This window comes from Pseudarthrobacter sp. C4D7, from assembly GCF_013359725.1.
In the GTDB taxonomy this organism is placed as follows: Bacteria; Actinomycetota; Actinomycetes; order Actinomycetales; family Micrococcaceae; genus Arthrobacter.
In genome coordinates, this window is record NZ_JABFMW010000004.1 from 40,451 (window position 1) to 62,972 (window position 22,522).

Consider the following 22,522-nt stretch of genomic DNA (forward strand, 5'->3'; position numbering starts at 1 on the left):
CCAACGAGCCCGCAGCGCCGGGAACACGCACCCCTCCACTCTGCCGTGGTGGAGGCAAACGGCCTGCAGGGCCGGCTGCTGTGGGCTGACGGAACACCAGCCCCCGGACCGCAAGCCGCCGGCGCTTCCACGCCGCCGGCCTACATCCTCATCCATGGCATCGGCGTTTCGCACCGCTACCTTCGCCGCCTGCACGGCGAACTGGCAGCCGTTGCCCCTACATACTCATTGGACCTGCCGGGCTTCGCCGGAACGCCCAGGCCGCAGCAGCAGCTGTCCGTGGCCGACTACGGGGCCTTCATCGCCCAGGCGCTGAAAGAAAGCGGCATTGGCTCCTACATCCTGGTGGGACATTCCATGGGCACGCAGTTCGCCATCGAAGCCGCCCTCTACGCGCCGGGCCAAGCACAGCGCCTGGTGCTGATGGGCCCGGTGGTGGATTCCCGGTACCGGACGGTGCGGCGGCAGGGGCTCGCACTGTTCCTCGACGGCCTCCTCCGCGAGAACGCGTCCTCCAACTGGCTGGTCCTCTCGGACTACCTCCGCTGCGGCCCGCGCTGGTATTTCACCGAGGTCCCCGTGATGATGGCTTATCCCACGGAGCGGCGCCTGGCCGGGATCACCGTGCCCGTGCTGGTGCTGCGCGGCAACCATGACCAGGTGGCGGGCGCCGACTGGTCGCTGCGGCTTTCGCAGGTGGCGTCCCAGGGCAATTTCGTGGAGATCCCGCGTGCCGGACATGTGGTGCAGCACCTGCGCCCGCAGCAGGTGGCGGCGGCCATTAAATCCTGGGCCGCGCCGTCCACCGGCGCATCTTGAGGGCGGCGTGCAGCTCCAGCCGGGGCATCCCCTTCAGCGGATCCACGCCCAGCAGCTGCCGGATCCGGCCCAGCCGGTTGTAGATGCTGCTGCGGTGGAGGTGGAGCCGCGTGGCCACGTCCTGGACTGACCCGTCGTTGTCATAGAGCAGTTCAAGGACAGGAATCAGCTCGCCGTTGCGGTCGTGATCCTCGAGCATGCGGAAGTACACCGATCCTGAGTCCGCCCAGGCCCCCACCCCTCCCCCGGCGGACGCCAGCAGCTGGTACACGCCGGTTGCCCGGCAATCCACCAGCTCGCCCAACTGCGGATCCACGGCGGCGGCCTGGGCTGCCAGGCGTGACTGCCGGTACGCCTCGGAGAGCTGGCGGGTCCTGGCGAAGCCTTCGCTGATCCCCAGGATGATCCGGTGCACCGGACGACCGGAGCGCTTGGCCAGCTCCAGTTGGTAGTGCACCAGCACCTGGGCATGGTTGGCCCTGCCGGTTGATTCGCGGAACAGCACCACTGAATGGGTTTCCGTACCTGCACTGAAAAGGGCGGCATCCACCCCAACCGTGGCCTGGAGCGCCGTTGACCGGTGGATCAGGGTGGAGGCGATGGGATCCGGGCCACTGGACCAGCCGTCCGCGTCCAGCACCGTGACCATCTGCCACGGTCCCCTGCCCTGGACTTCCTTCCACCCGGCCACGGCCGCCACCGCATTGGGCTCTCCCGCACAGGCGGCCAGGAATTCCCGCTCCCGGCCCCGCCGGAACTCGGATTCGGCCGTGTTGGAGTCCAGCAGGAGCCCGGACAGCAGCTCAAGCTCGTGGTTGACGGCCGGCAGCTGGGTGAGGATCGCCGTCGGGCTTTCCTCCGCCGAGTCCTGCTGCACCCAGAGGTAGCCCACCCGGAAACCGCGCACCATCAGGGGGACGCAAACCCGGCCCAGCATGCCCAGGTCCGGGTTGGCGGGAACCACCACCGGCCGGACGGCGGTGGAAATCCCATGCGATAGCTGCCACGCGCTCACGTCCGCCGGCACCTTCTTGCTCAGCAGGAAGTTCACCCGTACGCGGTCGGCGTGGGACTGGTTGGAACTGTAGGCGAGCAGCAGGCCGTCCAGGTCCTCCAGGGACAGGCCGCGGCCCAGCTTCTGCGCAACCTGTTCCACGAGCTGTTCCACACCCTGCTGCTGCATGGGCCAACACTACTGCCCGGGCAGCTTCCCGGCCGAACGGACACGAGGCGACACCTGACGCTTCAGGACTCGACACATGTCGAGTTGATGAGATTAAAATCCCCGGAATGACGCGGCTCTGCGCGGCCTTCCCGGACCGCGCCATGTCGCCTGGCTCACAGCAGGATTTATCGTTGAAACACGCAAATCCTTCCGCATGAACCGGCCCACCGGCCCCAAAAAATGGAGCAGACGATGATCATCGGCGTCCCCAAAGAAATCAAGAACAACGAATTCCGCGTGGCCATCACCGCGGCCGGAGTCCACGAGTTCCTTACCCATGGACACACCGTCCTGGTGGAGCGCGGGGCCGGCGTGGGTTCGGGCATCACCGACGAGGAATACTCGATCGCCGGCGCCGAGATCGTCAACGAGGCGGACGACGTCTGGGCCCGCGCCGACATGGTGATGAAGGTCAAGGAACCCATCAAGTCCGAGTACCACCGCTTCCGCAAGGGCCTGATCCTCTTCACCTACCTGCACCTGGCCGCCGAGCCGGAACTCACCACGGCGCTCATCAACTCCGGCGTCACCGCCATTGCCTACGAGACCGTGCAGGAGGGCCGTTCACTGCCGCTGCTGGCCCCGATGTCCGAGGTTGCCGGCCGCCTGTCCGTCCAGGTGGGTGCCACCTCGCTGATGGCCCCGGCCGGTGGAAAGGGTGTCCTCCTGGGCGGCGTTCCCGGCGTCCGCCCGGCCAAGGTGGTTGTCCTGGGCGCCGGCGTTGCCGGCACCAATGCCGCAGCCATGGCCCTGGGTCTGGGCGCCGATGTCACCATCCTGGACATCAACATCAACCGCCTGCGCGAACTGGATGCCCAGTACCAGGGCCGGTTGAAGACCGTGGCGTCCAACAAGTACGAGATCGAAAAGTCGGTGGTGGACGCCGACCTGGTGATCGGTTCAGTCCTGATCCCCGGCGCCAAGGCCCCCAAGCTGGTCACCAACGACCTCGTGGCCCGGATGAAGCCCGGCTCGGTGCTGGTGGACATCGCCGTGGACCAGGGCGGCTGCTTCGAGGACACGCACCCCACCACCCACCAGGAACCCACGTACAAGGTGCACAACACCATCTTCTACTGCGTGGCCAACATGCCCGGCGCCGTTCCCAACACCTCCACGTACGCGCTGACCAACGTCACCCTGCGCTACGCGGTATCCCTGGCCAACCTGGGCGTCAAGGCCGCGTTCGACCGCGATCCCGCCCTGGCTGCCGGCCTCAACATCGCCGCCGGCCACGTGGCGCACCACTCCGTCTCCGAGGCGCACAACCTGCCCCTCGTGGCTGACTGGCACGAGCTCGTCTCCGCCTAACGCCCCCTCATCGATTGCTCCGTACTTGTCGTTTTGGACCCCCAGAACGACAACTACGGAGCAATCGATGAGTCATTTAACCCCAAGTTCCCTTGCGCGTTCGATGATTTTGAGGACCTCGACGGCGTCCTCCGGGTTGACGGGGAGGGGCAGGGGTGACTGTGCTCCGCCGTCGAGGATCTTCTCCGCAAGGATCCGGTAGAACACCGGGTAGTTCCCCCGCTCCGTCGGCAGCCGGTCCAGGTGTCCGTCGCGGCCCAGAAGTCCTGCCCACTCGGGCGCTTCGATGCCGTAGTTACCGTCCAACGGGCTGCCGCCGGCAGCAATGTACGGTTCCTGCGGGTCCACGCCGTTCTTGGTGAAGCCGCCGATCGAGCCAAGGATCCTGAACCGGGGACCCTGCTGGGCGCACAGCGCATTCATGGTGAGATGGCTGACCACCCCTGACTGGTGACGCAGGGCCAGGAAGACGTCATCGTCCGCCCGCTCATCGGAGCGCCGCGCCTGCAGTTCCGCGTGCAGCACGGTGGCCGGACCAAACAGCTGCAGGGCCTGGTCGATCAGGTGGCTGCCCAGGTCGAACAGGACACCGCCCCCGTCGGCAGCGGTGGCGTGCGCCTTCCAGGCCTTGGCGATGGTGGGTGACCACCGCTCGAACCGTGACTCGAACCGGGTCACGGTCCCCAGGGCCTGCGCGGCCAGGAGTTTCCGGACCGTCAGGAAGTCCCCGTCCCATCTGCGGTTGTGGAAAACGGTCAGCACCCTGCCCAGCCGTCCCGCCAGCGCCGTCAGTTCCTGTCCCTGGGCGCTGGTGACGGCGAACGGCTTGTCCACCACCACATCCAGGCCTGCCTCCAACGCAGCCTTCGCCAGGGGGTAATGGGTCCCGGGCGGGGTAGCCAGGACCACCAGGTCGAGGCGGGCCGCCTGCGCCACCACGTCTGCGCCGTCACCCACCACCTCCACGCCCGGGAACCGGGATGATGCAGCCGCCCGCCGCCCGGCGTCGGACGTTGCAATGACGTCCAGCGAGTAGCTTGGGTTGGCTGCCAGGAGCGGCGCGTGGAAGACGCTGCCGGCCAGTCCATAGCCGACGACGGCGGTGCGGATGGTGCGGCGGTCGCCTTCAGTTCCGGTCATGGAGCCAACGCTACCCCCGGTGCAGCGGGCTTAAAAAGAAAGCCGGCACCCCCGGTACTGGACTGTAGTACCAGGGGGCCGTCTTGCCACTAAGCGGGCTGGCCCGCGGGAGGAGCGGCTACTTCTTTTCCCAGCCGAGGGTGGTCCAGTCCGGAACCTGCGACAGGCTCTGGAACAGGGACGGACCGTAGTTGGCCAGGCCGGTGCGGACGAAGGAGATCTGCGGGCCGTTCATGACCACGCCCATGGAGAAGTACTTCGCCATGTGCTCCTTCTCGACGTCCATGGCAGCCTTGTTGCGCGCTGCGTTGTCCTCGATGGAAGCGAGGTCCGCGATCTTCTTATCCAGATCGGCGTCGCCCAGCTTGTTCTCGTTGACCTTGGAGTCGTAGTACTGCTTGACGGCGTCGGTGGCATCCGGGCCAACGGTGTAGCCGGAAACGCTCATGTCGAACTCGCGGGAGCCCAGGACCTTGCCGAAGTCGGCGGAGGCGCGCTGGTCGATGCCTACGTCCATGCCGCCGGCCTGGAGCTGCTTCTGCAGGGTCTGGGTGAAGGCGAGGGTGGTGGGATCGTCACCGAAGTTGCTGATCTTGAAGGCGGCGGTCTTGCCGTCCTTCTCCATGATGCCGTTGGCGTTGGCCGTGTAGCCGGCGTCGGTGAGGACCTTCTTGGCGGCGTCCGGGCCCGTTTCCTTGACCGGGTAGTTGTCCTGGTAGTACTCAGAGAACGGCAGCAGCATCATGGAGCCGGAGCTGGGCTCTTCCCAGTTCAGGCCGTTGAAACGAACCTTGCGGAGGGCTTCACGGTCCACTGCGGCGAAGATGGCCTTGCGGACGGCAACGTCGGTGATGCGCTGGGCGTTCAGGTTCATGCCGCCGGCGAAGAGGCGCTGGCCGCGGCGGATGTCTGAATCCTTGGTCCCGTCAAGCTGCTTGTAAAGGGAGATGGTGTTCGCGGACATGGCGTCGATCTCGCCGTTCTTGAACGCGGCAATCTGGGCGCTGGTTTCCAGCTGGCGGAAGGTGACGTTGGCCAGGACGGGCTTCTGTCCCCACCACTTGTCATTCGGCACCAGGGTTACGGTCTTGGCCGCGGTGTCGTACTGGTCCAGCTTGAAGGGACCGGCCATCCACTCGGGGTGCAGGTCGCCGTTGTAGCCCTCGTTGAAGATTTCCGGGGTGTTGACGGCGGGGTGGATCAGGCCGAAGAAGAGCGAGTCGACCGGGAAGACCGGGCGGCTGGTCTTGACGATGACTTCCTTGTCGTTGCTGCCGGCCTCGACCGAGTCAACGAACTCGTACGCACCCGAGCTGACGATGTCGTAGCCGGCATCGGGGCTTTTGAGGATGTTCCACGTGTTCTTGAAGGCCTTGACGTCGATGGGCGTGCCGTCGTTGTAGGTGGCCTTGGGGTTGACCTTGATGGTGATGGTCTGCTTGCCGTCCTTGACTTCGCTGTCCACTGATTCGCAGAAGTCGGTGTTGGGCGTGACCTTGCCCTTGAAGTCCACCTTCCAGCAGCCGCCGATGCCGCCGCTGTTCATCCCGACGGGGTTCATGGGAACCTGCAGGGCGGAGTTGTCCGCGCTGTTGCCGTTGTTGGAGAACCCGTTGAAGTCCGGTCCGATGTTGCCCAGCGGAAGGGTGACCTTGCCGCCCTGCTGGAGGTCTGCTGCCGGCTTCTCGTTGATGCTGATCAGCTTGGACAGGTCACTTCCGGATTCCTGGCCTTTGGCTGTTTCGGGGCCGCTGGCACCGCCACCGCCGCAGGCCGTCAGCGCCAGGGCCGCAGCAACAGCTGCAGCTCCGCCGATCCTGTTCAGTTTCCTCATGGTGTTCCCTTCATTGTGGTGCGAGTGGTGGTGCTTGGGGGTCGAAAAAGCCTTAGGGCGCATGCTGGTCCGCCGGTTCGTGGGCCACCAGCATGTCCTCATCCAGTTCCCCGTCGGGGAAGAAGCAGGCGAACTGCTGGTCCGTACCGGCGGACGCCGGCTCCAGTGGCGGTTCCAGGGTGAGGCACTTCTCCTGCCCGGCCGGCGGGAGCGCCGCGAACACAGGGCACCGGGTGGCGAAGTTGCAGCCCTTGGGTGCCTGCAGGGGCGAAGGCAGGTCGCCCTGGAGGATGATGCGTTCGCGGGTCCGTTCCAGTTGGGGATCCGGCACCGGGATGGCCGAGAGGAGGGCACGGGTGTAGGGGTGCCGGGGGTTGTCGAACACGCGGTCCACGGCGCCGATCTCCACGATCTTCCCCAGGTACATGACCGCCACGCGGTTGGAGATGTGGCGCACCACGGAAAGATCGTGCGCCACCAGCAGGTAGCTCAGGCCCAGTTCGGCGCGCAGGTGGTCCAACAGGTTGATGACGCCGGCCTGGACCGACACGTCGAGGGCCGAGACGGGCTCGTCCAGGACCACCAGCTTGGGGTTCACCGCCAGCGCGCGGGCAATGCCGATCCGCTGACGCTGGCCGCCGGAGAACTGGTTGGGGAAGCGGTTGACGTGGTCCGGCTGGAGTCCCACCAGCTGCATCAGCTCCATGATCCGTTTCCGGATGGCGCCGCGGTCCATGCCGGCGTTCTGCAGCGGTTCGGCGAGGACTTCGTAGACGGTGAACCGCGGGTCCAGGGCGCCGGTGGGGTCCTGGAACACCATCTGGAGTTCGCGCCGCATCCTGGCTTTGGTCTTCGTGTCGGCCGCCTGCTTGTTGCTGAGGCCGCCGATCACCACTTCGCCGTCCTGGTCCGGGTGGAACTCCATGATCTCCAGGAGCGTGGTGGTCTTCCCCGAGCCGGATTCGCCCACGATGGAGAAGCATTCGCCTTCGCGGATGTCGAAGCTCAGGCCGTCCACGGCCTTGACGGTGCCAATCCGGCGCTTAATCAGTGCGCCCCTGGTCAGCGGAAAGTGCTTCCGTACATCCGTCAGCTCCAGGACGGTGGACCGTTCCTCCCTGGGAATGGCATCGAAGCGGGACACCGGCACGGGCGGAGCTGCGAACACCTCGTGCACATCCACGCTTCCGCCGAGGGAGCCGGACTTGATGCAGGCCGCAGCGTGCCCCGCTTCGCCGCCGACCGGGGCCAGGGCGGGTTCGCCGTCCAGGCAGGCGTCCGAGGCCAGGGGGCAGCGTGGTGCGAAGGAGCATCCCGTGGGGGCGTGCAGCAGGTTGGGCGGCATGCCCTCGATGGGCACCAGCGAGGACTTCTCCGCCACGTCCACGCGGGGGACGGCGCCCAGCAGGCCCATGGTGTAGGGCATCCGCGGGTTGTAGTAGATGTCATCCACGGCCCCGGTTTCCACCGGTTTGCCGGCGTACATCACCATGATGTCGTCTGCCATGCCGGCCACCACGCCAAGATCATGCGTGATCATGACGACGGCGGCGCCGGTCTCCTCCTGTGCCGTGTGCAGCACCTCCAGGACCTGGGCCTGGATGGTGACGTCCAGGGCCGTGGTGGGTTCGTCGGCAATCAGGACGCGCGGGTTGTTGGCGATGGCGATGGCGATCATGACGCGCTGGCGCATACCGCCGGAGAATTCGTGCGGGAAGGCCTTCAGCCTGTCCTTGGGACTGGGGATTCCCACCATGGCCAGAAGTTCGACGGCGCGCGCTTCCTTGGCTGCCCTGCTCATGCCGGGGTGGTGGATGGTCAGCGCCTCCACGATCTGGGTGCCGACCGTGAACACCGGGGTAAGGGAGGACAACGGATCCTGGAAGACCATGGCGAGGTCGTTGCCGCGGTACTTGCACATTTCCTTGTCGCTGAGCCCCAGGAGCTCCCGGCCGTTGAGCCGGACGGAACCGGAAACCTCGGCGGTCGGCGGAAGCAGGCCCATGATGGCCAGGGACGTGACGGACTTGCCGGAACCCGATTCGCCCACAATTCCCAGCGTCTTGCCGGGCATCAGGTCGAAGTCGACGCCCCGGACGGCATGGACTGCGCCATTCTCCGAGTTGAAGCGGACGTTCAGGTCACGGACGGACAGGACAGCGTCCGTGGGAGCGTGCAGTCCTGCCAGGTGCAGGCGTTCGACGTCCGGCCGTGCAGGCTGGGTGGCTCCGGTGGTGGTTTCGCTGCTCATGCCATCTTCTTTTCCACGGTGGTTTTCCGGGCTTTGGCCTTCTTGGCTTTGCCGGTGGAGCTGGAGCTGGGGTCGAAGGCGTCGCGCAGGCCGTCGTTCATCATGGCCAGGGAACCGGTCAGCAGGAACATGACGGTGAGCGGGACCCAGAACATCCACGGGAAGGTCTGCACCTGGGAGGTGGCGCCGCCGATCAGCACGCCAAGGCTGACGTCCGGGACCTTGATGCCGATGCCGATAAAGGAGAACGCCACCTCGGCGAGGATTGCTGCGGTGACGCCGCGGGTGATGTCCAGGATGAGCAGGGAGCCGATGTTCGGCACCAGGTGCCGCCAGACAATGCGCCGCGGCGGGACGCCCATGTATTGTGCCGCCTTGACGAAGTCGCGCTGCATCAGGGACATGGACATGGAGCGGATCAGCCGGGCAGTGCCCATCCAGCTGAACACCAGCAGGACGATGATGAGCAGCAGCCAGGAGGGAAGGTTCCGTTTCAGTCCTTCACCGCCGCCGCTGGTGGCCACGGCAACCACCAGCAGGGCCGGCATCATGATCAGCGCTTCCAGGATGAAGAGCATGACCTTGTCCACTTTGCCGCCGAAGTAGGCCATGGTGCAGCCGTAGACGGCGGCGATCAGGACCGACACCAGGCCCACCACCAGGCCGATCAGGATGGAGATCCTGGTGCCCTCCACGGTCATGGCGTACAGGTCGATCCCTGCCTGCGATGTGCCGAGGTAATGGTCGGCGGACGGCGGCATCCCGATGTTGAAGGGGTCGATGGTTTCCTTGTCCCACTGGGTGAAGAACCCCCCGATGAACGAGAAAACCGTCAGCGCCAGGAAGATGGCCAGGCCTGCCACTGCGGTCTTGTTGCGCAGGAAGCGGCGGAAAATGATGGTGGTCTTGCCAATGACGACGTCGGCGTGCTCCAGGTGCGCGTCCTGCGCCACGGTTGCCGGGTCAACGGCGTTCAGGTTGGTCATGGCTACTGCACCCGCACTCTCGGGTCGACAAGCGTGGTGGCGAAATCCGCCAGGATGGCGCCCAGGGCGAAGATCACGGAGCCGTAAGCCAGCGTTGCGGTGGCCGCGTTGACGTCCTGCAGCGAGATGGCGTCGATGCTCCAGGACCCGACGCCGGGCCAGGCGAAGATCTTTTCGGCGAAGAAGCCGCCGGCGAAGATGGCCGGGATGGTGAAGGCGATGCTCTGGGCCACCGGGATGAAGGAGACCCGAAGTGCGTGCCGGGCAATGGCCTGGTTCCGGGTCAGCCCCTTGGCCCGGGCCGTACGGACAAAGTCGGCGTTCACGTTGTCCAGGAGATACTGCCGCTGCGCGATCTGGTAGGCGCCCCACCCCACCAGGGTGATGGCCACCGTGGGGACCACGTAGTGCGCCAGCATGTCAACGAACTGCGCCCAGCCGGGCGCCAGGCCCGGCGTGGAGATGCCGGTGACGAAGAAGATGCGTTCGCCCACGGTTTCGTTGATGTTGATGGCGCCCAGCTGCACCAGGAAGTAGGCGATGGGTGCCGGCACAATGTAGGCGAGGTAGCTGTAGGACGTGATGACACGGTCCTGAAACTTGTACTGGCGGGCCGCCGAATAGACGCCGAGCGCGACGCCGATCACCAGGGTCAGGATGATGGAGGCCAGAAACAGCCGGGTGGAAATCCACACCCGGTCCCCGAACTCGGCGTTGATGTAGGCCCCGTTGGGGCTGCGGCCCCAGTCCCACCGCGTGAGGATGCCGGTAAGCCAGTCTACGTATCGTTCCCAGGGGTTGAGGTCCGGGTCCAGGCCCTTCAGCCGCATGGAGTTGGCCACCTGCTCCGGGGTGGGCCGGGGGATACGTTCCTGTTCGAGCAACGCCGGCTTGAGCGAGCTGACCGCAAGGAAGTAGCCGGCGGATGTGGTGAGGAAGATCATCACCACATAGGTAATGCCGCGCTTGGCGAGGTACTTGAGCATGGGCGCTGCTGGATCCTTCCGTCTTCCCCGGACGAGCACGGGTTGTGCCGCCTCACCGGGTCCTGCGCCAGCGGGTAGCTGGCATCCCGCAGCCCTAAGGGCAGGTCCTGGTGGACTATGTCGCGGGTCACATTCCAGAGGAAACTATCACAAGCCACAAGGCGAAAAGCGCGGGAATCCCCCGAAACCGGACGCGCCGTATCAGATCGTTATGAATAGTTCTGTGAAGTCCGCGTGACTGGACGCGGGAGCTTGCGGACGCGTATTCTACGCAGCCGTGACAACCCGTGTCACAAGGTCACGCCACGATGTAGCGAGCCGCTCGCTTGTGACTCCGTGTTTGCGGATCAGGTGCAGGAGCCGTTCAGGATCCAGGGTTGCATTGAGTGACCCGGCCATCAGCCACGGTTCCGGGGAGTTGAATCCGGCTTCGCGCAAGAGCATCTCCACGTGCCGGTCCCAGAGGGCTGCGGCAGGAACGTCGAGCTTGCCCCCGGGGGAACTTCCGGCCGCGAGTACCAGGTCCCCGTACTCCACCACGTAGGCGATCCGCTCGGCGCCGAAGGCGATGAGCCGGTCCTGAGGCGGAGCACCCGGCCCCAGCGGCGGAGGGCCGAACAGGAATTGCGCCTGGAAGGCGGCCTCGGAGTCATTCAGCAAGGTCAGCATCAACCCGGCCCGGCTGCCGAAACGGCGAAAGACGGTGCCCTTGCCCACGCCAGCCTGTTCAGCCAGCCGGTCCATGGTGAGTGCCGCCACTCCGCCCTGCTCGATCAACTCGCGGGCAGCCACCAGGAGGCGCTCCCGGTTCCGGGCAGCATCGCTGCGTTCCGCAGCCGTTTCCGGGGTCATGTCCGGCCGCATTGGGATGGAACTCACACAGCCAGTGTAGTCATGCGGAATAGAAACGGACTACGGTCCGTTTAGTCTGGTAAAGGCTCTGCGAGCCTGACGATCGACCAACAGCGGCCCCCGCCGCTCCCCCAGCCAGGAGTGCACATGACCAAGAACACCGTCCTTACCCTCGTCGGCAGCCTGCGCGCCGGTTCCACCAACGCCCAGCTCGCCGAGGCGATCCAGCTGAACGCTCCGGACCAGGTGGAGGTAGTAATCCACGGCAGCCTGGGCGACATTCCGTTCTACAACGAGGACATCGACGTCGAGGGCCAGGTTCCCGCCGCCGCAGCCGCCCTGCGCGCCGCAGCCAACGAGGCTGACACCCTGCTCCTGGTGACCCCTGAGTACAACGGCACCGTGCCCGCCCCGCTGAAGAACGCCATCGACTGGCTGTCCCGCCCCTTCGGCGCCGGCGCCCTCAACGGGAAGCCCACCGCCGTCGTCGGAACCGCGTTTGGCCAGTACGGTGGCGTCTGGGCCCAGGACGAAGCCCGCAAGGCTGCCGGCATTGCCGGTGCGCAGATCCTGGAGGACGTCAAGCTTGCCGTCCCCGGTTCGATGGTGCGCTTCGCCGAAGTCCACCCCAAGGATGACGCCGAGGTGGTGGAGCAGATCAAGGGCGTCTTCGATGCCCTTGCGGCAGCAGCACCGGCAGCCTAGCCCCCGGCCAGCGTCAGCGCCCGGCACATCCTGGATGTGCCGGGCGCTGCTGCGTCCGGCGCTGCCGTGACCAACTCTTGTCCCAACCGGTACCGAGCGGACATCTCCGCCAACCGGCAGGCCCGTAGCGTTAATCCACTGGACCTACCGGATCGGATTGCGGTGCCGCATGGCGAAAAGTTGCAGCTGGGCCGGCCGGCGTGCCCTGGCCGCGGCCACGAGCTGCCTGGCACTCCTGCTTTGCGGCTGCTCTGCCATGGGGAGCGCCGGATCCCGGGAGGCGCCGCTGGCCCTCCTCCCGTCGGCGAAGCCGGGCATCGGCTCCGCCGCCGACGGGCGGGATCATCCGAACGCAGCTTCCCCGGGCCCGGCGGCCAGCGCCGGCCCAAAAACTTCCCCGGTGACCGCCTACTTCGTGATGGTGGACGACGGCGGACGGCACGGGATCCGCTTCGGCTGCAATGACAGCCTGGTCGGCTTTGCCCAGCCCGGAGACGGCGGGAACGTCCCGCTCAAAGCAGCGATCGGCGCCCTGCTGGATGGCGGGCAGCCTGCCAATGCGTACAACGCGTTGGGTGCTTCCCGGCTCACCTTCCTCTCCGGCAGCTTCGACGGCACCACCGTCACCGTTTATCTGTCCGGCACGTTGAACCATGGCGGCAGCTGCGATCTCCCCAGGGTCGAGGCCCAACTGACCCAGACCGCCCTCGAAGCCACAGGCGCCGTCAAGGCCGAGATTTACATCAACGGCGAAACACTGAGCGATTACCTCGCGCGGATGAGCCGGAGCCGGTGAAAATCATAGATAAACAGGTGTTGCATCAAGAGCAACAACGGGCTGTATCCTGACGTTGTGACCCACGAAACACTTGACGCCTCAGCCGGAGCGCTTCCCGCCGAGGCCATCGATGCGATCGAACGCGCGGCCACGTCGGCCCACCGCCACGAGGGACTGTTTTCCGAGCGTGCAGCGAATATCCGCCAGTCCGCCGTCAGGGACGTCTTCGATATCTCGCTGCGGCCGGGACTGGTGTCCCTGGCGGGAGGAAGCCCATACCTTCAGTCGCTGCCCTTGGAGCGCCTCGCGGAGACTGCCGCCAAAATCATTGCCGACGACGGGCTCACGGCCCTTCAGTACGGCGCCGGGCAGGGAACCGCGGAACTGCGGGCGCAGATCTGCGAGGTCATGGCCGCTGAAGGCATCCAGGATGCCCTGCCGGAGAACGTGGTGGTCACCGCGGGATCGCAATCCGCCCAGGACGTTGCCACCAAGCTCTTCTGTAATCCGGGCGACGTGGTGCTGGTGGAGGACCCCACCTACGTCGGCGCGCTGAACACCTTTGAGGCCTACCAGGTGCAGGTGGAGACTGTGGGGATGGACCAGCACGGCCTGGTTCCGGAGCTGCTGGAGGCTCGGATCGCCGCGCTGCAGCTGGCGGGCAAAAGCATCAAATTCCTCTACACCATTCCGAATTTCAACAATCCGTCCGGCATCACCCTGGCCCGGGAGCGGCGGCAGCAGGTGGTCGATATATGCCGCAGGGCGAATATCCTGGTCCTGGAAGACAACCCCTACGGACTGCTCCGCTTCGACGGTGAATCATTGCCGCCCCTGCGCGCAGCCAACCCGGACGATGTCATCTACTTCGGCTCCTTCTCGAAGATCTTCGCCCCCGGGCTCCGCATCGGCTGGGCCCTGGTCCCCCAGCACCTGCAGCGCCGCTACTACCTCGCCGCGGAAGCGGTGACGCTGTGCCCGCCCGCGCTGAACCAGATGCTGGTTTCCGCCTACCTGCGCGAGTACGACTGGAAAGGCCAGATCGAAACCTACCGTGGGCTGTATGCCGAACGCTGCCACGCCATGCTGGCCGCCCTGGAGGAGTACATGCCCGCCGGCACCACCTGGACCAGCCCCCAGGGGGGCTTTTTCGTCTGGGTGACCCTGCCTGAGGGCGTCGACACCTACCCCCTGCTGCAAAAGGCGATCGACGCCGGCGTCGTCTTTATCCCCGGCGCCGCCTTCACGCCGTCGGACGAACCATCCAACAAGCTAAGGCTCGCTTTCAGCGCCGTGCCTCCCGACGCCATCGCCGAAGGGGTGCGCCGATTGGCGCCGGTGCTGCAGGAAGCCATGGCCGCGCTGTAGCGTAAGCCACACGAAAGCCGAAAACCGAGCAAAGGAGCATGCATATGGGTGGAATCATCGTTGTAGGGGTTGACGGGAGCGAAACCGCCAAGAAGGCGGCGGAATCGGCCAAGAACCTGGCCGCAGGACTGGGCGCCTCACTGCACGTCGTATCGGCCTTCGACAGCGACCGGACCGAAGTGTTCGGCAGCGGCAGCGACCGGTGGATCGTGTCCGACGCCGATGCCGCCGAACAGGTGGCACGGACGGTTGCGGAATCGCTTGGCCGCGACGTCACGGTGACGTACTCCGCGGCCCGCGGGCGGCCAGCCGATGCCCTCATCAAGGAAGCCGTCCGCATGGACGCCCGCGTCATCGTCGTGGGAAACCGGCGCATGCACGGCATTGGCCGTGTCCTGGGCAGCGTGGCCAACAGTGTGGCCCACAACGCTCTCTGCGACGTCTACATCGCCAACACCTACGACGCCGACTAAGGCGCAGGATCCTTTTGGCGTAACGCAGGACACCCCCCGTGGTGGCGGATATCGCTGCGGGGGGTGGCCGTTCTCACCGCTCTACCATCCATTAAGCTGCTGGCGCAACGATAAAATTGAAGGGGCCCCAAAGGCGTGGACTCGGACGAATCCACCCCAGCGAAGGGCTCCCCTTGATCACCATGCAGCGCCGCCAGCTTGTTGGCCATGACATCCTCCTTGCCCGCCACGGCAACCACATCAGCTCCATGCGGGTGGACCGCAGCAACGACCGGGTGGTTGCACTCCTTGACGACGGCAGCCTCGACAGCGCACCGAACCTCATTACTCCGGGACTCCGGCTTCCCCAGACAGTACGCAGCGTCCTGCGCGAGGACTGGAAGCTACTGAGCGCCTGGGCCGGAGTGGCCGCGCTCGTGGGCGGCCTGATGACCGCCGCCTCCGTTGCGCTGGGAACCACCGCAGACCCGGCCATGCTTGAGGCCTTCACCGCGTACGCCGCCTACTAGGCACCTTTCCCGGCGGCACAGGGATCAGGCGAGCAGCCAGCCCTGCAGCAGCCACCAGATGCCGGCCATCACCACGCCGCCAAAGAGCGACCCCGCCACCACCTGGGCCAGCGAATGCGCCCGCAGCACTACCCGCGACCAGCCGACCGCCGGGATGAGAATCAGCAGCGGCGCCCACGCGGCGCCCAGCATCAGCACCGATACGACGGCGGCGCAGGACACGGCAGCGGCATGGCCGCTCATTTTCCAGAACGGGCTGACCACGGCCAGCACTGCTACGCCGCCCACCACCGCCAGGACCATGGCGATGACACTGGCCGGCGCCTTCACGGCACCCAGTACCAGCAACCCCACAGCGATGCAGGCCAGTGCCATCAACAACACAGGTGCGCGCTGTTTCCGGTCGCTGACGTGGTGGTCCGTGACCTTGCCCCGCCTGACCAGGACCAGCAGCACCGCCAGTGGAAGCACGCAGACGAAAAGTGCCGCCAGTGCACCGTAGCCGATGGTTCCCGGGAACCCCGGCTGGGCCAGCGGGCTGATCAGCAACTGCAGGGAGACCACCACCGGGGGCTGGAAGACCTCCGTCAGCCATCTGGCCGTGCGGTTCCTGGCCCGGATCGACCCGCTGCCCACTGACACGTCCTGAACCGGCACCCCTTAGTCCAGCAGGAGCGCGGGTTCTTCCAGGATGGCCGCCACGTCCGCCATGAAGCGGGCGGACAGGTCACCATCCACCACGCGGTGGTCGAAGGATCCGCCCAGGGTGGTGATCCAGCGGGGAATCACTTCTCCGTCCAGGACCCAGGGCTTCTGCTTGATGGTTCCGAACGCAACGATGGCCACTTCGCCCGGGTTGATGATGGGCGTACCGGTATCGATGCCCAGGGCGCCGATGTTGGTAACGGTCAGCGTCCCGCCCTGCATCTGCGCCGGCTGCGTCTTCCCCGCCCTGGCCGTGGTGGCCAGGTCGTTCAGCGCGAGCGCAAGCTCCTTCAGGGACAGGTCCTGGGCGTTTTTGATGTTGGGCACCATGAGGCCGCGCGGAGTGGCCGCGGCAATGCCCAGGTTCATGAAGTGCTTGACCTGGATCTCGGCGCTGCCGTCCTGGTTGTCCACCCAGGCTGCGTTCACGCTGGGGTTCCGTGCAGCGGCCCAAATCACGGCCTTGGCCAGGATGAGCAACGGGGACACTTTGATGCCTTCGAAGTCCCGGGAGGTCTTGAGCCGCTTGACGAATTCCATGGTGCGGCTGGCATCGACGTCCACGAAGATGCTGACGTGGGGAGCCGCGAACGCCGATTCCACCATCGCCTTCGCGGTGGCCTTGCGGACGCCCTTGACCGGAATGCGCTCAACGCGCTGGTCCTGCGGCTTCCCGGCTTTGCCCCAGAAGCCGTCAGCCTTGTCCAGCTCGGCGTCGCGCTGCGCCTGGTAGCTCACCAGGTCCTCGCGCGTCACCTCCCCGCGGGAACCGGTGGCAACGACGTCGGCGAGGTCGATTCCCAGGTCACGGGCGATTTTGCGGACCGGCGGCTTGGCCAGGACCCGGTTGACCAGGCCCGTGATGGTGCCGCCCAGGGTTGGCCGGGTGTCGACGGCGGCAGGTTCGCCGGCGGTCACCTCAGCGGGAGTGCGGGGCTGGACAGGTTCAACCTCGGGGGCGTTGACTGTCACGGCAGCCGCGGGGGCGGTCTTCCGGGGCCGGCGCTTGACGGCGTCGGCCTTGGGCCCGGATCCCACCAGGGGTGCGGTGGCCGGGGAACCGGCGCTTCCGGCGTCCTCCTGGTCCGCCTGCAGCTTCCCGTAGAGCGGTTGGACGGCAGCATCAGCGGCGGGTGCCGCCTGCGGCGCCCGGACATCGGCGGGGGTGGGGTCGCCGGATACCTCGTCGCTGACGCTGATGATGGCGGTCCCGACGTCGACAGTCACGCCTTCGGGCACGAGGAGTTCCATCACCGTCCCGGCGAAGGGGGACGGCAGTTCCACGATCGACTTTGCGGTTTCGATTTCGCAGATGACGTCATTGACGGCGACGGTGTCACCGGGTTTGACCTTCCAGGAAACCACCTCGGCCTCGGTGAGGCCTTCGCCGACGTCGGGCAGGTTGAACTTGTTCAGGGTCATGGTGTCCTCAGTAGGAGAGGGCGCGGTCCAGCGCCTCCAGGATGCGGTCGATGTCCGGAAGGTAGTCTTCCTCCACCTTGGCAACGGGGTAGGGCATGTGGAACCCGCCGACGCGGATCACCGGCGCCTCAAGGGAGTGGAACGCCCGTTCGCTGATCCGGGCGGCAATCTCGCCGCCGATTCCGCCGAACGTGGGGGCCTCGTGGGTCACGATGAGCCGCCCGGTCTTCCGGACGGAGGCAGTGACGGTGTCGAAGTCGATGGGGGAAATGGACCGAAGGTCGATGACCTCGACACTCCTGCCGTCCTCTTCCGCAGCGTTGGCCGCTGCCAGGGCCACAGGAACCAGCGGGCCGTAGGCCACCACGGTGGCGTCGGTGCCCTCGCGCAGGACGTGGGCCTTGAAAGGATCCTCCGACGGTCCGGGCGCCTCGACGTCAACCTCGCCCTTGAGCCAGTAGCGGCGCTTGGGCTCGAAGACGATGACCGGGTCCTGGCACTGCACGGCCTGCTGGATCATCCAGTAGGCGTCATGGGGGTTGGACGGGGTGATGATGCGCAGTCCGGCTGTATGGGCGAACAGTGCCTCCGGGGACTCGGAGTGGTGCTCAATGGAGCCGATGCCCCCGCCGTACGGGATCCGGATGACAACGGGGACGCTGAGCTTGCCGCTGCTGCGCGAATGGATCTTGGCGAGCTGGGTGGTGATCTGGTTGAAGCCGGGGAAGACAAAGCCGTCGAACTGGATCTCGCAGACCGGGCTGTATCCCCGCAGGGCAAGGCCGATGGCGGTTCCGATGATTCCGGACTCGGCCAGCGGGGTGTCCACCACGCGGTCCGGGCCGAACTCGCCGATCAATCCGTCGGTGACCCGGTAGACCCCGCCCAGGGGCCCGATGTCCTCGCCCATCAGCAGCGATTTGGGATTGGCGGCAAGGGTGGCGCGGAGCCCTTCGTTGATGGCCTTCGCGATGGTCATGGTGGTCATCAGTGGCCTGCCTCTGCTGCCTGGCCGGCGGACTCGTCCCCGCCGGCGAATCCTGCGCTGTACTCCTCGAACCACGCCAGTTCCTCGGCCACCAGCGGGTGGGCCTCCCGGTAGACGCTGGCGAAGGCCTGCCGGATGTCCGGGTCTTCAAGATCGTGGGCGGTGCGCCGCACGTAGGCAGCCAGCTCGTCGCCGTCGGCCTTGACCTTGGCGAAGTAGGCGTCATCTGCCAGGCCTTCAGCCCGGAGGTATTTCTCCAGCCGCGCCAGCGGGTCCTTGGCGCGCCACGCATCCTCCTCCGCTGACTGCCGGTATTTGGTGGGATCGTCTGCGGTGGTGTGTGCCCCCACCCGGTAGGTGAAGGCTTCGATGAGGACCGGCCCGTTGCCCTGGCGCGCGTGCTCCAGCGCCCATTCGGTCACCGCGTGCACGGCGATCACGTCATTGCCGTCAACGCGGATACCCGGGAAACCGTAGCCCTTGGCGCGGTTGGAGAGCGGGACGCGGGTCTGGACATTGGTGGGAACCGAGATGGCCCAGTGGTTGTTCTGGCAGAAGAACACCACCGGGGCCTTGTAGGAGGAGGCAAACACCATCGACTCGTGGACGTCGCCCTCAGAGCTGGCGCCATCGCCGAAGTAGGCGATGACGGCGGCATCAGGCTCGCGGCCTGCCGGGTCCGACGCTGCGGCCAGCTTCTGGTCACGCTGGATCCCCATGGCATAGCCCACTGCATGGAGGGTCTGCGCGGCCAGGACCAGCGTGTAGAGGTGGAAGTTGGTGTCCTTGGGGTTCCAGCCACCGTTGGAAACGCCGCGGAACTGGCGCAGGAGTTCCGCCAGGTCCACGTTGCGCGTGAGGGCGACGCCGTGCTCCCGGTAGGTGGGGAATATGTAGTCCTGCGGCTGGCTGGCCCTGCCCGAACCGATCTGCGCAGCTTCCTGGCCGGTCAGGGGGACCCAGAGAGCCAGCTGGCCCTGGCGCTGGAGGGCTGTAGCTTCGACGTCGAACCGGCGGATCGCCGCCATGTCGGCGTAGAGCCCGCGGAGGTCTTCCGGGGTGAGCTTGTCCGCGTAGCCGCTGAAGACAGGATCGGTGCCCAGCTTCCCGTCAGGACCGAGCAGCTGCACCATCCGGGCCGCGGGCTCGCCCATGACGGCTTCAGCATCAGCTTCCCGCTGGTCGTCTACCGCTGTTCCGTCGAACTCGGTGGAAGGCAGATGAGTGCCCATACCGTTCTCCTTGCTTGCCGCATCCGGATGCAATGCAATGTCGCTGGGATATATGCCGCGGAAGGAATACATTCCCGTGGCGGCATACATTGGCTTACTGATCCTAACTTTATCTTCGGTAAGTAGCGGGAGGGCTACTTGTTAAGTGCTAGGAAGTTGCTGGTGCATTTGTATAGTCGGCACACAGTTCGAGGAATCGGGTGTTAGCCTCAGCCTCTCCGATGCTGACCCTCACACCCTCCCCGGCGAAGGCCCGGACGGAAAGGGCACGCGCTCCGGCCAACTCTGCGAAGGCTGCAGTTTCGGCGCCGAGGGCCAGCCAAACGAAATTTCCCTGGGCATCGGGAACGGACCAGCCAAGGTCGCGGAGACCGGCCATCACCCGGGTGCGCTCGTCCACGAGCTTTTGTACCCTTTCCACAACCTGGGCGTAGTTCTCAAGTGAAACGACTGCTGCCCTTTCGGCAATTTGGGAGACGGCGAACGGTGTGGCGGCAACCCTCAGGTATTGCGTAAGCCCGGGGTGGGAAACGCTGTATCCGACGCGCAGCCCGGCCAGGCCGTGGGCCTTGGAGAACGTCCGGAGCACCACCACGTTGGGGTATTTGCGGTAGAGGTCGATCCCGTCCACGGCGTCCGTCGCCCGGACAAACTCCTGGTAGGCCTCATCAATGACCACCACCACATCCGCTGGGACCATCCGGATAAACGCCTCGGTTTCCGCTGCCGTCAGCGCCGGGCCGGTGGGGTTGTTGGGCGTGCAGAGCAGGATGACTTTGGTGCGGGCGCTGACGGCGGCGGCCATGGCAGGAAGATCGTGCCGTCCGTCTGCTGTGACCGGTACGCGCACGCTTTCTGCCCCCGCCAGGCCCACGCTGATGGGGTAGGCCTCAAAGGACCGCCAGGCGTAAATGACCTCGTCCGCTTTACCGTCGTCGTTCTGGCCGGCAAAAGCAGCCAGGATTTGGTTCAGGGCGCCCAGGCTTCCGGCGCCGGTGACGATGTCGTCCGCCGGCACCCCCAGGAATTCGGCGAGCGCCGCCCGGAGCTTGCTGCTCAGCGGGTCCGGGTACCGGTTGAAGTCCGTCTGCCCGGCGATGGCCTCCAGAACGGCCGGGATGGGCGGCAACGGGTTCTCGTTGGAGGACAGTTTGTAACTGGCAAGGCCGCTGACAGCGGCCGGAGGCTTTCCTGCCGCGTAGCGGGGCAGGCGGTCCAGCACCGGGCGCGGGGCAGTCCCGCCCGCCCTGGCATCAGATGAAGTCATGGCTCCTAGCCTACGTCCAAGCCCCGGCGGGCAGCCGGGGAGCGGGCCATGGGAAAATCAGGGTCCGCCGCCATCCGTCCACAGCGGACGGTGTGGAAGCATGGAGCCATGGGTTCATTCATCCTTCGGGTCATCGTCAATGCCGCAGCCCTCTGGGTGGCCAGCTGGCTGCTGCCGGGAATGGATATCTCCAGCACAGCGGCAACTGATGCCGTGGCCAGGAGCGGCATTTCGCAGGACACCGGGACAATCGGAGTGGTCCTGGCCTACCTGTTCATCGGCCTGATCTTCGGTGTGGTCAACGCCTTCGTGCGGCCGCTGGTGCGGCTCCTCGCGCTTCCCATCACCATCCTGACGCTTGGCTTGTTCGCCATCGTCATCAACGCCGCCATGCTCTACCTGACAGCATGGATCAGCAGCTACACGCCGGTGCACCTCACCATCGATTCGTTCTTCTGGACCGCCCTGCTTTCAGCGATCATCATCTCCCTGGTCTCGCTGGTGGCGGGGTTGCTGCCGGGCGGACGGCGCTGAGTCCCGGGAAACGCCACGCCCTCCACCGAGCATCCCGGGCTGGTCAGGGAGGACTTCCGGCCCAGTAGGAAGGCGCCGCAGAACAAGTACCCCTAGGTGCCACCCCCGAACCAGCAGGAAAAAAGTCCAGTACCGGCTACCCATGACCCCCGCGGAACCGGCAGCCTAGGCTGCCAATCGGGCCACAACAGCCCATTGTTTCCAGTTCCGAAAACGGGTGCCCACCATGAAACCCATCAAGTTGCTGCTCGCTGCCTGCCTTCTCGTGGCCTGGCAGGCAGGCTCCGCGCATGCAGACTCCGGCTCCGCCCTGGACGGCGGACCATTGGGCAACGACGTCTCCTGGCCTCAGTGCGGCACAGACCTCCCGGCGCCGCCGGCGTTTGCAGTGGTGGGCGTGAACGGGGGGCGGCCGGGCACGGTCAACCCATGCCTGGCGGCCCAGTTGGCATGGGCAGACCAAAGCGCCGAGTCGGCCGGTGGCACCCCGGCGGCAGTCTACGTGAACACCGCTGCTGCGGGGCCCGGGGAGTCCTTGTGGTGGCCGGCAGGGAACACCTACGGTGAAACGTCTGTCAGCAACCCGTACGGACTGTGCGATGGCACCGCGTCTCCGGCCTGCGCTTACATCCACGGCTATGCCACGGCTGCCGACGATGCCGCGATCCTGAAGGAAGCGGACGGCAGTGGAGTACACCGGATGTGGTGGCTGGACGTTGAAACCGGGAACAGCTGGTTGTGGGACAAGGCAGCCAATATGGCTGAACTGGAAGGCATGACGGCCTACCTCCAGGGGGCCGGCGCAAAAGTTGGGATCTACTCCACGGCCTACCAGTTCGGGGAAATCGCCGGTGCCGTGGACCAACGCAGCAACCTCTACGCGCTCCCGAACTGGCTGGCAGGCCCGGACTCAGCGTGGTCTGCCAGAGAGTACTGTGGGGCCGCCCCCTTAACCCCCGGAGGAACGGTCACCACCACCCAGTTCACGGAGGACAACCTGGACTATAACTACCGATGCCCGGCCTACGCTCCGGCCCCCGCTCCAGCGCCTGCCTCGCCGGTAGCGCAGCCCGAACCGGCACGCTCAATCCGGTACGTGGAACTGCATCCGGCTCCCATCTCGTAACCCGGGCCCCG

At 66.1% G+C, this 22,522-nt stretch carries 21 protein-coding genes; 9 read left to right on the forward strand and 12 right to left on the reverse strand.

Going from position 1 to position 22,522, the window contains the following annotated elements:
* Window positions 1–48: 48 nt before the first annotated feature.
* Window positions 49–819, forward strand: coding sequence for an alpha/beta fold hydrolase (locus HNO81_RS04760; RefSeq protein WP_371818161.1), 771 nt, complete (start codon window positions 49–51; stop codon window positions 817–819).
* Here HNO81_RS04760 and HNO81_RS04765 read toward each other — a convergent pair.
* On the reverse strand, window positions 782–2,002 hold the full coding sequence (locus HNO81_RS04765; RefSeq protein WP_175316993.1) for a CdaR family transcriptional regulator: 1,221 nt from the start codon (window positions 2,000–2,002) through the stop codon (window positions 782–784). The two genes, HNO81_RS04760 and HNO81_RS04765, sit on opposite strands and share 38 nt — an antisense overlap.
* A gap of 234 nt (window positions 2,003–2,236) precedes the next feature.
* Here HNO81_RS04765 and ald point away from each other — a divergent pair, with 234 nt between their 5' ends.
* Window positions 2,237–3,355: an alanine dehydrogenase gene (ald, locus tag HNO81_RS04770; protein ID WP_175316994.1), complete on the forward strand. Its 1,119-nt coding sequence runs from the start codon at window positions 2,237–2,239 to the stop codon at window positions 3,353–3,355.
* Between the two features lie 72 nt (window positions 3,356–3,427).
* Here the strand turns inward: ald and HNO81_RS04775 are convergent, their stop codons facing one another.
* The 6 genes from HNO81_RS04775 to HNO81_RS04800 form a co-directional block, all read right to left on the reverse strand.
* Window positions 3,428–4,495, reverse strand: coding sequence for a Gfo/Idh/MocA family oxidoreductase (locus HNO81_RS04775; RefSeq protein WP_175316995.1), 1,068 nt, complete (start codon window positions 4,493–4,495; stop codon window positions 3,428–3,430).
* A 118-nt stretch (window positions 4,496–4,613) separates the two neighbouring features.
* Entirely contained in the window at window positions 4,614–6,329 is a 1,716-nt protein-coding gene (locus HNO81_RS04780; RefSeq protein ID WP_175316996.1) for an ABC transporter family substrate-binding protein, read from the reverse strand.
* Window positions 6,330–6,381: 52 nt separating this feature from the next.
* A complete protein-coding gene (locus HNO81_RS04785) occupies window positions 6,382–8,580 on the reverse strand; it encodes an ABC transporter ATP-binding protein (protein WP_175316997.1) in 2,199 nt (732 codons plus the stop codon).
* Window positions 8,577–9,566: an ABC transporter permease gene (locus HNO81_RS04790; protein ID WP_175316998.1), complete on the reverse strand. Its 990-nt coding sequence runs from the start codon at window positions 9,564–9,566 to the stop codon at window positions 8,577–8,579. The genes HNO81_RS04785 and HNO81_RS04790 overlap by 4 nt, the downstream gene beginning before the upstream one ends.
* Before the next feature lie 2 nt (window positions 9,567–9,568).
* Complete coding sequence (locus tag HNO81_RS04795) at window positions 9,569–10,552, reverse strand: ABC transporter permease (protein WP_175316999.1); 984 nt, start codon at window positions 10,550–10,552, stop codon at window positions 9,569–9,571.
* A 267-nt stretch (window positions 10,553–10,819) separates the two neighbouring features.
* Window positions 10,820–11,431, reverse strand: a complete 612-nt coding sequence (locus tag HNO81_RS04800) for a TetR/AcrR family transcriptional regulator (RefSeq protein WP_371818162.1) — start codon at window positions 11,429–11,431, stop codon at window positions 10,820–10,822.
* A 120-nt stretch (window positions 11,432–11,551) separates the two neighbouring features.
* Between HNO81_RS04800 and HNO81_RS04805 the strand changes: the two genes are divergently transcribed.
* The 5 genes from HNO81_RS04805 to HNO81_RS04825 all read left to right on the forward strand — a co-directional run bounded on the left by HNO81_RS04805 (window position 11,552) and on the right by HNO81_RS04825 (window position 15,237).
* On the forward strand, window positions 11,552–12,109 hold the full coding sequence (locus HNO81_RS04805) for an NAD(P)H-dependent oxidoreductase (RefSeq protein WP_175317000.1): 558 nt from the start codon (window positions 11,552–11,554) through the stop codon (window positions 12,107–12,109).
* 400 nt (window positions 12,110–12,509) lie between these two features.
* Complete coding sequence (locus tag HNO81_RS04810; protein ID WP_371818163.1) at window positions 12,510–12,905, forward strand: GerMN domain-containing protein; 396 nt, start codon at window positions 12,510–12,512, stop codon at window positions 12,903–12,905.
* A 57-nt stretch (window positions 12,906–12,962) separates the two neighbouring features.
* On the forward strand, window positions 12,963–14,255 hold the full coding sequence (locus HNO81_RS04815) for a PLP-dependent aminotransferase family protein (RefSeq protein ID WP_175317001.1): 1,293 nt from the start codon (window positions 12,963–12,965) through the stop codon (window positions 14,253–14,255).
* 44 nt (window positions 14,256–14,299) lie between these two features.
* Complete coding sequence (locus HNO81_RS04820) at window positions 14,300–14,728, forward strand: universal stress protein (protein WP_175317002.1); 429 nt, start codon at window positions 14,300–14,302, stop codon at window positions 14,726–14,728.
* Between the two features lie 173 nt (window positions 14,729–14,901).
* Window positions 14,902–15,237: a hypothetical protein gene (locus HNO81_RS04825; protein WP_175317003.1), complete on the forward strand. Its 336-nt coding sequence runs from the start codon at window positions 14,902–14,904 to the stop codon at window positions 15,235–15,237.
* A 24-nt stretch (window positions 15,238–15,261) separates the two neighbouring features.
* On the opposite strand, the gene HNO81_RS04830 is transcribed toward HNO81_RS04825, so the two are convergent.
* The 5 genes from HNO81_RS04830 to HNO81_RS04850 form a co-directional block, all read right to left on the reverse strand.
* Window positions 15,262–15,873: a phosphatase PAP2 family protein gene (locus HNO81_RS04830; protein WP_371818164.1), complete on the reverse strand. Its 612-nt coding sequence runs from the start codon at window positions 15,871–15,873 to the stop codon at window positions 15,262–15,264.
* A 24-nt stretch (window positions 15,874–15,897) separates the two neighbouring features.
* Window positions 15,898–17,364: a dihydrolipoamide acetyltransferase family protein gene (locus HNO81_RS04835; RefSeq protein WP_175317004.1), complete on the reverse strand. Its 1,467-nt coding sequence runs from the start codon at window positions 17,362–17,364 to the stop codon at window positions 15,898–15,900.
* 7 nt (window positions 17,365–17,371) lie between these two features.
* Window positions 17,372–18,352, reverse strand: coding sequence for an alpha-ketoacid dehydrogenase subunit beta (locus tag HNO81_RS04840; RefSeq protein WP_175317005.1), 981 nt, complete (start codon window positions 18,350–18,352; stop codon window positions 17,372–17,374).
* Window positions 18,352–19,584: a pyruvate dehydrogenase (acetyl-transferring) E1 component subunit alpha gene (gene pdhA, locus HNO81_RS04845; protein WP_175317006.1), complete on the reverse strand. Its 1,233-nt coding sequence runs from the start codon at window positions 19,582–19,584 to the stop codon at window positions 18,352–18,354. Before pdhA ends, HNO81_RS04840 begins: the two co-directional genes overlap by 1 nt.
* Before the next feature lie 148 nt (window positions 19,585–19,732).
* Window positions 19,733–20,851 (reverse strand): histidinol-phosphate transaminase, encoded by a 1,119-nt coding sequence (locus HNO81_RS04850; RefSeq protein WP_175317007.1) that lies wholly within the window; start codon window positions 20,849–20,851, stop codon window positions 19,733–19,735.
* 108 nt (window positions 20,852–20,959) lie between these two features.
* Between HNO81_RS04850 and HNO81_RS04855 the strand changes: the two genes are divergently transcribed.
* Both HNO81_RS04855 and HNO81_RS04860 read left to right on the forward strand, forming a co-directional pair.
* Window positions 20,960–21,385, forward strand: a complete 426-nt coding sequence (locus tag HNO81_RS04855; RefSeq protein ID WP_175317008.1) for a phage holin family protein — start codon at window positions 20,960–20,962, stop codon at window positions 21,383–21,385.
* Between the two features lie 226 nt (window positions 21,386–21,611).
* On the forward strand, window positions 21,612–22,511 hold the full coding sequence (locus tag HNO81_RS04860) for a hypothetical protein (RefSeq protein WP_175317009.1): 900 nt from the start codon (window positions 21,612–21,614) through the stop codon (window positions 22,509–22,511).
* Window positions 22,512–22,522 lie beyond the last annotated feature (11 nt).

What these genes read in the sequence shown, in the direction of transcription:
- HNO81_RS04765 (WP_175316993.1), bottom strand. Translation starts at nt 2,002, where the DNA reads ATGCAGCAGCAGGGTGTGGAACAGCTCGTGGAACAGGTTGCGCAGAAG.
- HNO81_RS04780 (WP_175316996.1), bottom strand. Translation starts at nt 6,329, where the DNA reads ATGAGGAAACTGAACAGGATCGGCGGAGCTGCAGCTGTTGCTGCGGCC.
- HNO81_RS04850 (WP_175317007.1), bottom strand. Translation starts at nt 20,851, where the DNA reads ATGACTTCATCTGATGCCAGGGCGGGCGGGACTGCCCCGCGCCCGGTG.
- HNO81_RS04785 (WP_175316997.1), bottom strand. Translation starts at nt 8,580, where the DNA reads ATGAGCAGCGAAACCACCACCGGAGCCACCCAGCCTGCACGGCCGGAC.
- HNO81_RS04820 (WP_175317002.1), top strand. Translation starts at nt 14,300, where the DNA reads ATGGGTGGAATCATCGTTGTAGGGGTTGACGGGAGCGAAACCGCCAAG.
- HNO81_RS04860 (WP_175317009.1), top strand. Translation starts at nt 21,612, where the DNA reads ATGAAACCCATCAAGTTGCTGCTCGCTGCCTGCCTTCTCGTGGCCTGG.
- HNO81_RS04805 (WP_175317000.1), top strand. Translation starts at nt 11,552, where the DNA reads ATGACCAAGAACACCGTCCTTACCCTCGTCGGCAGCCTGCGCGCCGGT.
- pdhA (WP_175317006.1), bottom strand. Translation starts at nt 19,584, where the DNA reads ATGGGCACTCATCTGCCTTCCACCGAGTTCGACGGAACAGCGGTAGAC.
- HNO81_RS04840 (WP_175317005.1), bottom strand. Translation starts at nt 18,352, where the DNA reads ATGACCACCATGACCATCGCGAAGGCCATCAACGAAGGGCTCCGCGCC.
- ald (WP_175316994.1), top strand. Translation starts at nt 2,237, where the DNA reads ATGATCATCGGCGTCCCCAAAGAAATCAAGAACAACGAATTCCGCGTG.
- HNO81_RS04790 (WP_175316998.1), bottom strand. Translation starts at nt 9,566, where the DNA reads ATGACCAACCTGAACGCCGTTGACCCGGCAACCGTGGCGCAGGACGCG.
- HNO81_RS04855 (WP_175317008.1), top strand. Translation starts at nt 20,960, where the DNA reads ATGGGTTCATTCATCCTTCGGGTCATCGTCAATGCCGCAGCCCTCTGG.
- HNO81_RS04835 (WP_175317004.1), bottom strand. Translation starts at nt 17,364, where the DNA reads ATGACCCTGAACAAGTTCAACCTGCCCGACGTCGGCGAAGGCCTCACC.
- HNO81_RS04775 (WP_175316995.1), bottom strand. Translation starts at nt 4,495, where the DNA reads ATGACCGGAACTGAAGGCGACCGCCGCACCATCCGCACCGCCGTCGTC.
- HNO81_RS04795 (WP_175316999.1), bottom strand. Translation starts at nt 10,552, where the DNA reads ATGCTCAAGTACCTCGCCAAGCGCGGCATTACCTATGTGGTGATGATC.